Below are 14,020 nucleotides of genomic sequence, written 5' to 3' on the forward strand. Positions count from 1 at the left end.
CCGTGGTGTATGACTTTCGGTCACACCCGGCGCTCCCGTGGCCGAAAGGACGCCGGTACCCGTGGAAGCCGGGGTCGACGCACAATCCCTGACACACCTCGTCAGGGATTGTCGGCATGATCGTTCGCATGACCAACACACTGACCGGCAAGGTGGCACTGGTTGCGGGCGCGACGCGCGGTGCCGGGCGGGGGATCGCCACTCAGCTGGGCGCGGCGGGAGCCACCGTCTACGTGACCGGCCGCAGCACCCGATCCGAACGCTCGGAGATCGACCGCGACGAGACGATCGAGGAGACCGCCGAACGCGTCACCGCCGCGGGCGGACACGGAATCGCGGTACGGGTGGACCACCTGGAACCGCAGCAGGTCGCCGCACTGGTGGCCCGCATCGACCGCGAACAGGGCCGCCTGGACGTGCTGGTGAACAACATCTGGGGCGGCGAACTGCTCTTCGGCTGGAACGAGAAACTATGGGAGCACTCGCTCGACGACGGCCTGCACATCCTGCGCCTGGCGATCGACACCCACATCATCACCAGCCACCACGCCCTACCCCTGATGATCCGCGAACCGGGAGCCCTCGTCGTCGAGATCACCGACGGCACCGCCCGGTACAACGCCGAGAACTACCGCATCTCGCTTTTCTACGACCTCGCCAAGACGTCGGTGAACCGTCTCGCGTTCGCACAGTCGAAGGAACTCGCCGAATACGGCGCGACCGCACTGTCGCTGACGCCGGGCTGGATGCGCTCGGAGATCATGCTGGACGCCTTCGGCGTCACCGAGGAGACCTGGCGCGACGCACTCGGCAAGCACCCCCACTTCGCCATCTCCGAGACCCCGGCCTACATCGGACGCGCGGTCGCGGCCCTGGCCTCGGACCCCGAACGGGCCCGGTGGAACGGCCGATCCACCTCCAGCGGCGAACTCGCCCACGAATACGGCTTCACCGACCTCGACGGCAGTCGCCCGGACGCATGGCGCTACATGGTCGAAGTCCAGGACGCCGGCAAACCCGCCGACACCACCGGCTACCGCTGACCCGCACATCCCCACGCCCGTGCCCACCGGGAGCGTCGACGCGTCATCTCGGTGGGCCTTCGGGATCGCCGTGCTCAGGCGCGCAGGGCGGCGTCGAGATCGCGGGTGAACTCGCCCACGCGCCCGCCCCCGGAAGGGGCGGCGGGCAGTCGGGCGAGCACCGCGGTGACCGCCGCCGGCGCGTGCTGCCGCGCCCATTCCAGGGTCTCCGCGCTGACGTGCCCGCCCTCTTCGGAAGCCAGCTCCTCCGCGCGCGCCGCATGCGCTGCCGCACCGAGGATGTGCTTCACCTGATGGGCGCTCGCCCGGGGATGCAGGAACGCGGCGGCGGCCGCATGGCTTGCCGCTCGTGCCGCGTCGGCCGCGGCGGGTGAATCGGCTTCCTGCGCCGCCTTGTACGCCGCCCACGCGCTCTGCCGCAGGGCGCCCGTGCGCCGGCCACCCCCGGCGAAGGCGTCTGCGGCATCGATGGCGTCGCGAGGGCGAGGGTCGGCGGGAAGACTTCGTTCGAAGATCGACAGCACCCTGCGCGCACAATCGGCGGCGTAGCCCGCGATCCCACGGAGTTCGTCCGCACTCAGTTCGATCCTGTCCGATTCGGTGGTTGGCACGGCCCAATTCTGCCGCAGCATGCCGACTGCCGACGATCTCGCCGGACACGGCCCGGTTCGGGCCGCCCGATGCGACGGGACCGCACCGGCGCGGGGTGCCGCCCGGCACCCCGCGCCGGGCCCGGGCGGGTCATCCGTCCAGGAAGCGCAGCAACTCCTCGGTGACGAAACGGGGGTTCTCCTCGACGAGCCAGTGCCCCGCGTTCGGCACATCCACCGCGCGCACGATGTTGGTCATGCGTGAGGCCAGGGTGGCCCGGATCGGGTCGAGCTGCCCCTGGGCGGTCATGAGCAGGGTCGGGACACCTGTCGGTGCCACCGCCGTGGTGTCGCCGACATCCTTGTCCAGGGCGCGGTAGAGCTCGAAGCCGCTCGACAGCGCCTCGGGCCGGCGGTAGGTCCGTGCGTACTCGTCGATCTCGGCGTCGGTGAACGGGGATCGCTCCGAGGTGCCGCCGAACGCCGTTCCCCCGAACGAGACCTGGGGGTAGAACAGGGCCAGGTACGCGCGGACGTCGTCGCCGACCACCGCCTCGGGGACCCGGCGTTGGGAGTGGAAGGCGATGTGCCAGCTCAGGGAGCGGTAGGTGCGCGCATCGATCGCGGGCCCGGGCAGCGGCAGGTCGAGGTAGCCCAGCCGGGCCGTGTCGGCGGGGAATTGACCGGCGTACTGGAACGCCACCGCGGCGCCGAAGTCGTGCCCGACGACGCGGGCGTCGCGCAGCCCGAGTCGAACGGCGATCAGGTTGTGCACGTACCGCGCCAGGGTGGCCTTGTCGTAGCCGGTCGGCGTGCCCGTGCTGTCGCCCAGCCCGGGGAGGTCGACCGCGTAGACGGTGTGGTGCTCGGCGAGGGCCGGCATGATCGGCCACCAGCCGAACCAGGTCTGCGGCCAGCCGTGGATCAACACCACGGGCGGGCCGCTTCCGCCGGTCACGTAGTGCATCCGCACGCCGTCGACGTCGGCGAACTCGTGTCGGAAGGTGTTCTTGAACTTCGGATCGTCCCGGGTGGCCGTGGCGTAGGAGGGAACGTCGTCGGGCGACGTGCTGCAGGCGGCGGCGCCGCTCGTCAGCACGAGGGCGAGCGCGATCGTCGCCACCGTCCGCCCGAATCGCAGGCGGCGGCGCGACGACGGCCGTGGTGCGGGAATCATGGGGTCCTGTCCTGGCGAAGGTGGGGGAGTCGGCGCCCGGTCGTGCCGTCGATCGGTGTGCGCGGTGGGCGTCGTGGTCTTCGGGTGGGGGAGCGGCCGGGTCAGCCGGTGCGGCGGATGAGCAGGACGTGGTCGGTGACCTCCGCGGTACGCCCGTCCGGTCCGGTCGCGATCCGACGGGGTGAGTCGGCCCGTTCCACCGTCCACGCCGCCGGATCCAGGTCGATGTCCGCGGCGACCTCCTGCGGGGTCGGGTAGCGCGCGTCCGGATCCCGGTTCCACGACCACGGCGCGGTCGAGCCGTGGTCGACGACCAGCAGCCGCCCGCCCAGGCGCAGCGCGTACGCGGCCACCCGCAGGACCATGGCCCGGTCCAGGCCGAAGGGGGTGTGCAGGTAGTGGGCGCAGATCAGGTCGAACCGGCCCGATGGGAAGGACTCGTGCAGGTCGTGCCGTTCGGCGGCGATCCGGTCGCCGAGGCCGAGTGAGCGGGCGAGGTCGGCGAGCCGGTCGACCGCCACGGCCGAGATGTCGACGGCGGTGACGTGCCATCCCCGGCGGGCGAGCCACAGGGCGTCGCCGCCGTTGCCGCAGCCCAGGTCCAGCACGTCGCCGGGCGGCAGGTCCGCGACCGTCTCGGCGAGCCGGCCGTTCGGCCGCGGGTCGCGGTCGGTAGGTCGGTCCGCGTAGACGCCGTCCCAGAACGCGACCGCATCAGGGGTGTTCATCGGGTCTCCTTCCGTGGGAACACGCTCAGTCTTGCCAGGCGCACCGGATACGGCACGAGAACTTGCGGTTCTGGCAAGATGGATCCGTGGACCTCGAAACGGAAGACGTGCTCGACGCGGTGGGGCCGCGGCTGCGTGCGCTGCGCCGCGAACGCGGCATCACGCTCGCCGACCTCGCGGCGACGACCGGGGTGTCGGAGAGCACGCTGTCCCGGCTGGAGGGCGGACAGCGCCGGGCGACCCTGGAATTGTTGCTGCCGCTGGCCCGGACCTACGACGTGCCGTTGGACGAGCTCGTCGGCGCCCCGCGCACCGGCGATCCGCGGATCCACCTGAAGCCGATCCGGCGGTTCGGGATGGTCTTCGTCCCGCTGTCGCGCCGGCCGGGCGGGACGCAGGCGTTCAAGATGCTCATCCCGGCTCGGCCGAAACCGCTCGAACCGACCCTGCAGACGCACGAGGGTTTCGAGTGGTTGTACGTGCTCAACGGTCGCCTACGACTGGTGCTCGGCGAGCGCGACCTGACGCTCTCGGCGGGTGAGGCAGCGGAGTTCGACACGTCCTTGCCGCATTGGCTGGGCAGCGCCGACGGCGGCGCGGTCGAGCTGCTCATCCTGTTCGGCCTCCAGGGCATCCGGGCGCACGTACGCCCCGGCGGCCCGCATCCGCCGCCCGACGACGGGCCTCCGGGGTGAGCGCGGTGCGAGACTCCGTCGCACCCGCCGGTCACAGTGCGGGGCCGGGCGCCTTGCCGAGGTTGGGGAGTTCGACGACGAGGTCGCGGGCAGGTGCCTTGATGTCGACGGGACGGTCGTATTCCGACCAGGTCACCGTGACGGCCCCGTCGTCCGATCCGGAGTCGGGCGAGATCGCCTGATAGGGCAGTGCCGGGCCGTCGGCCGGGACGTACATCCGGGCGGCTTCGCCCGACTCGGTCACTGCGAGCACGACCATACGACGCCCGTCGACGAAGGTCTCCTCGCGCCGATCGGCCTTCGCCAACTTGTCCACGACGGTGCGGGGATCGACCGCCTTGGCCGTGGCCGCCATCTTCGACCGCACCGGGTCGTCGGCCGCGGCATGCCCGTACTTGCCCTCCAACGCGGCCACGAGGTCTGCCCGGTCGGGTCCGAGGCGCCGCTGCCAATAGGCGCGCGAAGCCTTGACGTAGAGGTCTCCGCCGACGCTGATCATCTCGATGGTGTGGCTCGCCGCCTTGCCGCTGGTGGTGAAGTCGCCGGTCCGCATGTCCAGATGCACGTCGGTGCGGGTGCTCGTGGTCGCCGCCCGAACGTCGGAGATGCGCACGTAGCGAACACCGTTCACCGCCTTGCGCATCCGCTCGTGCAGCGCCTTGTCGCCCAGTCCCGACAGGTTCCCGGAGGTCGCGTCGGCCAGGTCCACGGCTGCCGAACACCCCGTCAACAACGCCATTCCCACCGCTGCCGCCGTCACCCGCACAACCGAACCCACATGTGCCATCGACGTCCCCGATCCGCTCCCGCCCCGACCCCACCGACCGCGACTCGCATACATGATCCCGAGTTGCCTCCGACGCGTGCGCGCGGGGCTGCCCCCGGGGTCGGCCGGCGTCCGACGCCGCGGGGTTCCCGAGTGGCGACCGGCTCCCGGGCGATGCGGCACGATCGGTCCGAGAAGGAAACCCACCCGCCGCCGAGCGCTGCATTCGCGAGGGCCGGGCAGAAGCCGTCCATGGGCACAGCGATGAAGGTTCCGCAGACGCGGGACATGATGGGCGAGGAACTCTCCGGGGACGAGGCGTGGGCGACGCTGCGCCGCTACGGCGGGTGGAAGCTGGTCAGGAACGCGTTCATCCGCTTCCGGTACGCGGACGGGTTCACCCACTCGCGTGCGCTCGCCCTGCAGACGGTGCTGTCCGTGGTCCCGCTGGCGATCGCCGTCGTCGGACTCTCCCGGGTCCTGCACACCGACAAATTCGGCCGGTTCGTCTCCGCCGCGCTCGCTCGGCTGTCCACGGGCCCGAGTTCGGCCGTCGTGCAGGACACCCTGCGCGACGCGGGCGAAGGAAGCGCGGTCGCACTCTCCCTCGGACTGCTGTTCTCGCTGGTCAACGTCGCGACCGCGATGAGCCAGATCGAGCGGGGCGCGAACCGCATATACGGCGTCGAGCGTGATCGCCCGTTCGCGCGCAAGTACGGCCGCGCCGCGGTGATGACGCTGGTGGTGGGTGTGCCGATCGGGCTCGGCGTGGTGTTGACCGTGGCCGGCCGCGACATGGTCGGGGCGGCCGCCGACGTATACGGCTGGAGCGATACGCAGCGCACGGTGTCGGGCGTCCTGTGCTGGCCGGTGGGTGTCGCGCTCGCGCTGATCTCGGCGTCCGCGGTGTTTCGGTGGTCCCCGCGCCGCAGCCAACCCGGCTTCACCTGGCTGGCGTTCGGGGCGGCCGTCTACCTGGTGCTGTGGGTGCTGCTGACGTGGCTGCTCGGCCTCTACGTCCGGCTCAGCGGCTCCTTCGACTCGGTCTACGGACCCCTCAGCGCGTTCGTGTCGTTGATCCTGTGGGCCTACCTGACCTCGATCGCGCTGTTCCTGGGCCTGGCCTTCGCCGCCCAACTGGAGGCCGTCCGCGCCCACTTGACCGAACCCGTGCAACCGGACCCCGGGGCTTGAGGATCGATCCGGTGCCGGACACCGAAGGCCGACGGTCTCGGTGCGCGGATCCGGCAACCGCGTTGCCGCCCGGATCCGGGCGCCGAACGATCCTGCCGAGGTGGTGGGACGGGCTCAGGCCCGCGCCACCGACTGGGGAAACGTGAACACCTCGTCCGGGTCGTACCGTTGCGAGACCGCCTTCAGGCGGGTCAGGTTCTCGCCGTAGTAGGCGGTACCCCAGTCCGGCAGGTTCGCGTCGATGTAGTTGACGTAGGCGCCCGTCGCGCCCAGCGCTTCGAGCCCGTCCCGGACGGCATCCACCGCGGCCGTGGCCTCGGCCTGGCCGGCGGGTGTGGTGCTCGCGTAGATCTGCGCCGTGGCCAGCGCCGAGCGATGCGGAAAGGCCGTCGCGTCGGGGGCGAGCCGCGCGACCGCGCCGCCCATCGAGTCCAGCAGCAGGTCCATCCCGGTACGCCCGGCCATCAGCTGCACCATCCGCTGCGCGTCCAGCGGGGCGGGCAGCACCCGGGAGACGGCGACGAAGGACGAGCGCGGCAACCGCCCGCCCTCGAACGTCGGATGGCACTGCGCGATGGTGTCGTTCGCGCAGCCGGCCATGTACTTCATCGCGTCCAGATAGCTCTTGGCCTGCACGCTGCGCGAGGTCGGCTGCGTGGAGGCGGCGGCGATCAGCCGGTCCAGGAGCGGGTTCAGCCCGTCGGCGGTGCCGACATGGCACCCGCCCACCCGACAGGTCGGCGGCGTGCCGCCGGAGACCACGCAGTTCGACCACAGTTCCGGCGGCGCGTCCGCGATCCACTGCTGCCAGGCCCCGATCACCGAGGCGGTCGCAGCGGCCGGGAAGCGCAGTGAGAAGACGGTGAGCGCGGGCGCCGGCTCGGTGCTGAAGGTGAACCGGGTGACCACGCCGAAGTTGCCGCCGCCCCCGCCGCGCAGTGCCCAGTACAGGTCCGGCTCGGAGTACTCGGAGGCGGTGAGCACCCGCGCGTCGGCGGTGACCACCTCCGCCGAGACCAGCCGATCGCAGGTCAGTCCGTACTTGCGGGCCAACACCCCGATCCCGCCGCCCAGGGCCAGCCCGCTGACCCCCACCGACGGGCAGGAGCCGGCCGGCATCAGGCGCCCGGCCTGCGCCAGCGCGGCGTAGACCTCGATCAGCCGGGCCCCCGCGCCGACCCGCACCGTCCCGTCGGGCCGCACCCGGACCTGCGCCATCGGCCGCAGATCCATCACCAGCCCGCCGTCGGGCACGCTGTACCCGAGGTAGCTGTGCCCGCCGCTGCGCGCGGCGATCGGCACGCCGTGTCCACGGGCCGCGTCCAGGCAACTCTGCACATCCGCCGCGGAGGTGCACCGGGCCACCGCGGCCGGCAGTTGGTCGTCGTACAGCTCGTTGTATCCGAGCCGGGCCACGCCGTACCCCTGGTCCTGCGGCAGCAGCAGCCGCCCGTCGAGCCGCGCCTTCAACGCCGACCAGTCCGGCGGCTCGACCACCGCCACGGACACCCGCGGCCCGGCGCCGCCCGGCACCGGCCGCCCGCCGAACACCGGCGCCGCGCCCCGCGTCGTCCCCGCGGCTGCCGCACCCGTCACCGCCATGGCACCGCCGACACCCAAAGCGGTCAGAAACGCGCGTCGATCGATCGTCATGTGCTCACATCTCCCGGCGACCCGTGCGCACCGCGTGCCGGCAGCGCAGCTCTGCATCGTTGCCATCCTTACCCGGGAGCCTGCCGATGGCGCGCGCGGTTGCGCCCATCGGTGGACGACACGGGAAGCGATGACGCGCCGTCTCCGGCGCGGCGCCGGCCGAGCGGGAGAGGAGGGCGAGGCGCGGGTGACATGCGATCGCCTCTAGCAATTCACTGTGGCTATCTCCTAGGCTAGGTGTGTTGCTAACTGGCGAGGGGATGGGGAACTCAGGTGCGCACATATCGGATCGCGGCGATTCCCGGCGACGGCATCGGTCGGGAGACCGTGCCGGCCGCTCGGCGGGTCCTGGACGTACTGTCCGCGACCCACGGGTTCGAACTGTCGTGGACGGAGCACCCCTGGGGGTGCGCGTTCCACGCCGAGACCGGCGCGATGATGCCGGAGGACGGCATCGAACGACTGCGTGAAGCCGACGCGATCCTGCTCGGCGCGGTCGGCACGCCGGAGGTTCCCGATCACGTGTCCCTGTGGGGGCTGCTGATCCCCATCAGGCGCGAGTTCGACCAGTTCGTCTCGCTGCGCCCGGTGCGTACGCTGCCCGGGGTCCGCGGGCCGCTGCGCGACGAGCGACCGTTCGACCTGGTGGTGGTGCGGGAGAACACCGAGGGCGAGTACGGCGAGATCGGCGGCCGGTTGTACCGCGGCCGGCCGCACGAACTGGCGGTGCAGGAGGCCGTGTTCACGCGACTGGGCGTCGAGCGCATCGCCCGCTACGCCTTCGGGCTGGCCCGCACCCGCTCGGGCCGGGTGGCCTCGGCCACCAAGTCCAACGGCATCGTGCACACCATGCCGTTCTGGGACGAGGTGGTGGCCGAGGTCGCCGCCGACTTCCCCGACGTCGAACTCACGCACTACCACGTCGACGCCCTGGCCGCGCTGCTCGTCCTGGACCCCACGCGGTTCGACGTGATCGTGGCCTCCAACCTTTTCGGCGACATCCTCAGCGACCTGACCGCCGCCCTGGCCGGAAGCATCGGCGTCGCCCCGTGCGGCAACATCGACCCCACCGGGCGCGGGCCGTCGATGTTCGAGCCGATCCACGGCTCCGCGCCGGACATCGTCGGTACCGGATCGGCCGACCCGATCGGCCAGATCTGGTCCGCCGCCCTGATGTTGGAACACCTCGGCGAGCGGGAGGCGGCCGGAGAACTCGTCCGGGCGATGGACCGGGTGGTCGCCGCCGGCTCGGTCACCCCCGACCTGGGCGGCACGCTGTCGACGGACCAGGTGTGCGACGCCTTCATCGCGGAGCTGCGCCGAACCGGAACGGTCGGATGAACCCGCACGATCGAAACCCCCACCTGCCCGGCCTGCGCCTCCTGCGCCACCTACACGGCCTGCCCGGTCTGCGGCGCGTCGCGTCGTCCCGCGACGGCGTGCGGATCAACGCGCTCGTCGCGGGCGAGGGTCCTCCGGTCCTGCTGCTCCACGGCTACCCGCAGACCTCGGCCATGTGGCACCGGGTCGCCCCGGAACTGGTCGCGGCGGGCCACACCGTCGTCCTGGCGGACCTGCGCGGCTACGGCGACAGCGACAAGCCCGCCGACACCGCCTCCCACGAGCCCTACAGCAAGCGGGTCATGGCGGCCGACCAGGTCGCGCTGATGGAGTCGCTGGGCTTTTCCCGCTTCGCGGTCGTCGGACACGACCGGGGTGCGCGCGTCGCGCACCGGATGGCGCTGGACGCTCCCGAGCGGGTGCGGTCCGTGGCGGTCCTGGACATCGTGCCGACGCTGCACATGTTCGAGAACGTGGACCGGGCGATGGCCTCCACCTACTTCCACTGGTTCTTCCTCGCGCTGGAGTCCGACCTGCCCGAGCGGCTGATCCTGGCGGACACCCCGTCCTGGCTGCGCAGCCGCTTCGCCGGTCGCCACGCCGGCGGGATGCCCGTCGACGAGGCGGCGACGGCCGAGTACGAGCGCTGCTTCGACCCGGCCACGGTGCGCGCCTCGTGCGCCGACTACCGGGCCGCGGCCGGCATCGACCTGGTGCACGACCGACACGACCGCGAGCGGGGCCGGATGGTCGAGCCGCCGCTGCTCGCGCTGTGGGGCACGCACAGCTACGTGGGGCGCGGCTTCGACGTGCCGCGCATCTGGAAGTCCTATGCGCGCCAGGTCGAAGCGGCACCCGTCGGCGCCGACCACTACCTGTGCGAGGAGGCACCGCACGACGTGGCGCACGCCCTGATCTCGTTCTGTCGGAACACCGAACCGGGAGCATCCCGTTGAACACTTCCCCCCACGTCGACACCGCCCGCTCGCTGCGCCGGCTGCGGCAACTGGTCGAGTTGGAGACGCCGTCCGGCCACGTGCCGGGGTTGGACCCGCTGTACGAGTTGTTGGCCGCGTGGTCGAACGGCCTGCTGGGCAGGGCCGAACGTGTGGTCAGGGACGGGGTGCCGCACCTGTACGTGCACGAGCGGGTGAGCGACCCGGCCAGGGCTCCGGTGCTGTTGCTCGGCCATGCCGACACCGTCTGGCCGCTGGGCACGCTCGCCGAGCGGCCGTTCACCGCGGTGGACGGACGGGCGACCGGGCCGGGGGTGTTCGACATGAAGGCGGGCCTGGTGACGGCTCTGGACGCGCTGGAACTGGCGGGCGGCCCGGACGACGTGCGGATGCTGGTCACCGGCGACGAGGAGCAGGGCTCGCCCACCTCGCGCGCGTTGGTCGAGGAGGCGGCGGCCGGCTGCCGGGCGGTGCTGGTGCTGGAGCCCGGTCGGGACGGGGCCCTCAAGACCGCCCGCAAGGGCGTGGCGCTGTATCGGCTGGGTGTGCGCGGACGCGCGGCCCATGCCGGGCTGGAGCCGGAACTCGGCGTCAACGCCCTGGTGGAGCTGGCGCACCAGGTGCTGGCGATCGACGGGCTCGGCGACAGCGGCCGCGGCACCACGGTCACCCCCACCGTGGGTCGGGCCGGGACCACGACCAACACCGTGCCCGAGTGCGCCTATGTCGAGGTGGACGTACGGGCCTGGGAACGGCGGGAGTTGGAGCGGGTCGAGGAGGCGCTGGGCATCCTGTGCGCCAAGCTGCCGGGAGCCGGCGTCGAACTGGCCGGGGGCATCAACCGGCCCCCGCTGGAACGCGCCATGTCGGCGCAACTCCTGCTGGCCGCACAAAGGTTGGCCCGCGAGCTCGGGCTGGCCGCGATCGAGGAGGCCCGGGTCGGCGGTGCCTCCGACGGCAACTTCACCGCCGGGCTGGGCATTCCCACCCTGGACGGACTCGGCCCGGCGGGCGCCGGCGCGCACGCCCGGCACGAGTGGGTGGACCTGGGCTCGCTCCCGGAGCGCGCGATGCTGGTGGCCGGGCTGATCCGGGCACCGGCCGTCGCCGCGACCGTACGCTGACCGCAGTCGTACCGATCCTGCGCCTGCCGCATCCGCCTCGGCCGCACGCCGGCCGCCGGCGTACCAAGCGCATGCGGGCCGGGTCGGCTCACCCTCCCTCGGGCGCGGACTTCCCCTTCCGAGCCTGCTCGGCACGGGCCTCGATCGCATCGAGGAACAGGTCCACGGCGGTGTCGAAGACCTGCGGGTCGCCGATGTCCTTGAGCTGCCCGCTCATCGCGGCGATGCGCGGGTACTGTTCGGCCGGCAGCCTGCGGTACTCCAACTGCCAGGCCAGGGTGTCGCCGTCGCGGGTCTCCGGGTCCAGGACGAGCATGCCCGCCTCCATACTGGCCAGCGAGCGAACCACGTTCCCGAACACCCGCAGGTACATGGCCGCGTCCTCCTCGTCGAGGCCGGCGCGCAGCAGCGCGTCCAAGGCGAACTCGACGTTGGCGAACTCGGTGGGCCTGCGCGTGGTGCGCGCGGCCATCTGTACGGCGAACTGCGGGTAGCGCAGCAGGTGTTCGTGGATGTAGCGGGCCAGGGTTCGCAGGTCCTCGCGCCAGGAATCGGTCGCCTCCAGCCGGCCGCCGTAGGAGCGGGCCCGCAGGTCGTCGATCAACTCCAGGACCAGTTGGTCCTTGTCGCGGAAGTGCCGGTAGAGCGAGGTGGGGTGGGCGTTCACCTCCTTGGCGAGGGACTGGAACGTGAAGGCGTCCAGTCCGTCGCGGGCGGCGACCCGCTCGGCCGCGTCCAGGATGACCCGGCGGCTGAGGGTGTCCCGGGGGAGCCGGCGGCGTGTCGAACCCTCCGGTCGGGGGCCGGGCGTGTCCTCGGTCTTCGGGGCGCTCATGCGGGTCCTTCCCTGGGGTTCGGCGCCGATGGGCGCAGCTGGGTCGAGCCTGCCGAAAGCCTCGCCACATTTCAAGTCAATCTCATCGGCTAACTCCTAGCCTACTTGTATTGCTAAGCGGTTCACGTCTCCTTACTCTGATCATCGACTCCCGGGGACATCCCGTACAGGGAAGGTCGAAAACCATGATTCAGTCACGAAACGACCACAGGCCGTCCCGAGCCGGACGGCGCCGCACCCCGATCGGAAGTGCCCTCGCGGCACTGGCGGTTCTCGTGGCCACCGGATGCACGTCGGGCGCGCCGGCACTGGCGCCGGGCAACTCCACTCGCAACGTCCCGATCAAGCAGGGCGGGAGCCTGGTCATCGGCGCCGAGCAGGAGCCGGACTGCGCCGACTGGCTCTCCACCTGCGCCGGCTCCATCTGGGGCACCTACCTCATGCAGACCCAGACGATCCCGCAGGTCTTCACCGTCGTGCGGCAGGACGACGACTGGGTTCCCGTCGCGTCCGACCTGATGGCCTCCACACCCACCACCGAGGTCGTGGACGGACGGCAGACGATCACCTACCGGCTCAACCCCGCCGCGGTCTGGTCCGACGGACAACCGATCACCTCGGCGGACCTGAAATACACCGCGTTGCAGATCCGCGACGGCAAGGACATCTTCACCCGGACCGGCTACGACCTGATCGACTCGATCACCACCCCGGACGCGCGGACCGCGATCGTCACCCTCGAGTCCCCCTACGCCAACTGGCGACAACTGTTCGGCGCCGAGTACGGAGTGCTGCCGGCGCACCTGCTCGAAGGCAAGGACCGCAACGCGCTGATGAAGAACGGCTACACCTTCAGCGGCGGCCCCTGGAAGATCGCCTCCTGGATCCGGGGCACCTCCGTCACCCTGGTACCCAACGACCGCTACTGGGGCGCCAAACCGCACCTGGACAAGGTGACGTTCCAGTTCACCACCGACACCGCCGCCGAGTTCCAGGCGTTCGCCGGCGGTCAGCTCGACGCGCTCTACCCGACGCCGCAGCTCGACGTGCTCGCCCAGATCAACTCGCTCGGCGGCAGCGCGAACATGCAGGTGGAGACCCGGACCGGGAACCTCCAGGCGTTGTGGATGAACAACGCGGCCTTCCCGTTCGACTCCCAGGCGGTCCGCGAGGCGGTCGCCTACTCGATCGACCGCGGCGCCATCGTACGCAAGCTCTTCGGCTCGCTGGGCGTGACCGCGCCCGCGCAGAGCTTCCTGTCACCCCTGGTGTCCGCGTTCGCGACCGAGGATTTCGCGACCTACCGGCGCGACCCGGCCAAGGTCGAGCAGATCATGACCGCCGCCGGGTGGGCCAGGAACGGCGACGGGATCTGGGCCAAGGACGGCCGTGCCGCGCAGTTCACCATCGTCTCCCTCGCCGGCAACCAGAGCCGCGAACTCACCGAGCAGATCCTGCAGTCGCAACTACGCCAGGCCGGATTCAAGATGACGATCAAGAACACCAGCGCCGCGAACCTGTTCGGCAAGGTCGCTCCGGCCGGGGACTTCCAACTCGGCCTGTGGACGCTGACCGACTCCTTCCCCGACCCCACCCTGGACGCCAGCTTCGGCTCGGCGGCGATCCCCGGCGACGCCAACGGCAATTCGGGCATCAACTTCATCCGCGCGAACGTGCCCGGCCTGGACTCGCTGCTCGCCAGGGTCAGCACCGACGTCGACCAGACGTCCCGGCTGGAGGCCTCGCATCGGACCGAGAAGCTGCTCGCCGAGACCGTGCCCTCGCTGCCCCTGGGCGCGGTCCCCAACATCCTGCTGACCGGCAAGAGAGTCGGCGGCCCGATCGGCATCAACCCCGTCCGGGGCCCGTTCTGGAACCTCGCCGAATGGGGGCTGGCGAAATGACCGGCGCCCGACTC

Annotated in this window: 13 protein-coding genes; 7 read left to right on the forward strand and 6 right to left on the reverse strand. The window is 71.4% G+C overall.

Features of this window, described 5'->3' with window-relative positions:
* The first annotated feature begins 128 nt into the window (after positions 1-128).
* Complete coding sequence (locus tag ACIBM5_RS26175; protein ID WP_396009062.1) at positions 129-1,043, forward strand: SDR family oxidoreductase; 915 nt, start codon at positions 129-131, stop codon at positions 1,041-1,043.
* Between the two features lie 74 nt (positions 1,044-1,117).
* Here ACIBM5_RS26175 and ACIBM5_RS26180 read toward each other — a convergent pair whose 3' ends face one another.
* The 3 genes from ACIBM5_RS26180 to ACIBM5_RS26190 form a co-directional block, all read right to left on the reverse strand.
* On the reverse strand, positions 1,118-1,654 hold the full coding sequence (locus ACIBM5_RS26180) for a putative immunity protein (protein WP_396009063.1): 537 nt from the start codon (positions 1,652-1,654) through the stop codon (positions 1,118-1,120).
* Positions 1,655-1,784: 130 nt separating this feature from the next.
* Positions 1,785-2,810 carry an alpha/beta fold hydrolase gene (locus ACIBM5_RS26185; RefSeq protein WP_396009064.1) on the reverse strand — a complete coding sequence of 342 codons (1,026 nt, stop codon included), beginning with the start codon at positions 2,808-2,810 and terminating at the stop codon, positions 1,785-1,787.
* A 101-nt stretch (positions 2,811-2,911) separates the two neighbouring features.
* Complete coding sequence (locus tag ACIBM5_RS26190) at positions 2,912-3,538, reverse strand: class I SAM-dependent methyltransferase (RefSeq protein WP_396009065.1); 627 nt, start codon at positions 3,536-3,538, stop codon at positions 2,912-2,914.
* Positions 3,539-3,624: 86 nt separating this feature from the next.
* Here ACIBM5_RS26190 and ACIBM5_RS26195 point away from each other — a divergent pair, with 86 nt between their 5' ends.
* Entirely contained in the window at positions 3,625-4,233 is a 609-nt protein-coding gene (locus tag ACIBM5_RS26195; RefSeq protein ID WP_396009066.1) for a helix-turn-helix domain-containing protein, read from the forward strand.
* A 31-nt stretch (positions 4,234-4,264) separates the two neighbouring features.
* Here ACIBM5_RS26195 and ACIBM5_RS26200 read toward each other — a convergent pair whose 3' ends face one another.
* Positions 4,265-4,993: a hypothetical protein gene (locus ACIBM5_RS26200; protein ID WP_396009067.1), complete on the reverse strand. Its 729-nt coding sequence runs from the start codon at positions 4,991-4,993 to the stop codon at positions 4,265-4,267.
* A 258-nt stretch (positions 4,994-5,251) separates the two neighbouring features.
* Here ACIBM5_RS26200 and ACIBM5_RS26205 point away from each other — a divergent pair, with 258 nt between their 5' ends.
* Complete coding sequence (locus ACIBM5_RS26205; RefSeq protein WP_391583383.1) at positions 5,252-6,193, forward strand: YihY/virulence factor BrkB family protein; 942 nt, start codon at positions 5,252-5,254, stop codon at positions 6,191-6,193.
* Between the two features lie 114 nt (positions 6,194-6,307).
* Here the strand turns inward: ACIBM5_RS26205 and ACIBM5_RS26210 are convergent, their stop codons facing one another.
* Positions 6,308-7,846 carry an FAD-binding oxidoreductase gene (locus ACIBM5_RS26210; protein ID WP_396009068.1) on the reverse strand — a complete coding sequence of 513 codons (1,539 nt, stop codon included), beginning with the start codon at positions 7,844-7,846 and terminating at the stop codon, positions 6,308-6,310.
* A gap of 273 nt (positions 7,847-8,119) precedes the next feature.
* Here ACIBM5_RS26210 and ACIBM5_RS26215 point away from each other — a divergent pair, with 273 nt between their 5' ends.
* Genes ACIBM5_RS26215 through ACIBM5_RS26225 form a run of 3 tightly spaced genes read left to right on the forward strand, consistent with a single transcriptional unit; the run spans position 8,120 to position 11,267 of the window.
* Complete coding sequence (locus tag ACIBM5_RS26215; protein ID WP_396009069.1) at positions 8,120-9,187, forward strand: tartrate dehydrogenase; 1,068 nt, start codon at positions 8,120-8,122, stop codon at positions 9,185-9,187.
* Positions 9,184-10,143, forward strand: coding sequence for an alpha/beta fold hydrolase (locus ACIBM5_RS26220; protein WP_396009070.1), 960 nt, complete (start codon positions 9,184-9,186; stop codon positions 10,141-10,143). Before ACIBM5_RS26215 ends, ACIBM5_RS26220 begins: the two co-directional genes overlap by 4 nt.
* On the forward strand, positions 10,140-11,267 hold the full coding sequence (locus tag ACIBM5_RS26225; RefSeq protein ID WP_396009071.1) for a M20 family metallopeptidase: 1,128 nt from the start codon (positions 10,140-10,142) through the stop codon (positions 11,265-11,267). The genes ACIBM5_RS26220 and ACIBM5_RS26225 overlap by 4 nt, the downstream gene beginning before the upstream one ends.
* Before the next feature lie 88 nt (positions 11,268-11,355).
* Here the strand turns inward: ACIBM5_RS26225 and ACIBM5_RS26230 are convergent, their stop codons facing one another.
* Positions 11,356-12,102 (reverse strand): TetR/AcrR family transcriptional regulator, encoded by a 747-nt coding sequence (locus tag ACIBM5_RS26230; protein WP_396009072.1) that lies wholly within the window; start codon positions 12,100-12,102, stop codon positions 11,356-11,358.
* Between the two features lie 185 nt (positions 12,103-12,287).
* On the opposite strand from ACIBM5_RS26230, the gene ACIBM5_RS26235 reads away from it, so the two are divergent.
* Positions 12,288-14,006, forward strand: coding sequence for a peptide ABC transporter substrate-binding protein (locus ACIBM5_RS26235; RefSeq protein WP_396009073.1), 1,719 nt, complete (start codon positions 12,288-12,290; stop codon positions 14,004-14,006).
* Positions 14,007-14,020 lie beyond the last annotated feature (14 nt).

Origin of the sequence: Embleya sp. NPDC050493, assembly GCF_044458105.1 — a bacterium.
Taxonomy (GTDB): domain Bacteria; phylum Actinomycetota; class Actinomycetes; order Streptomycetales; family Streptomycetaceae; genus Embleya.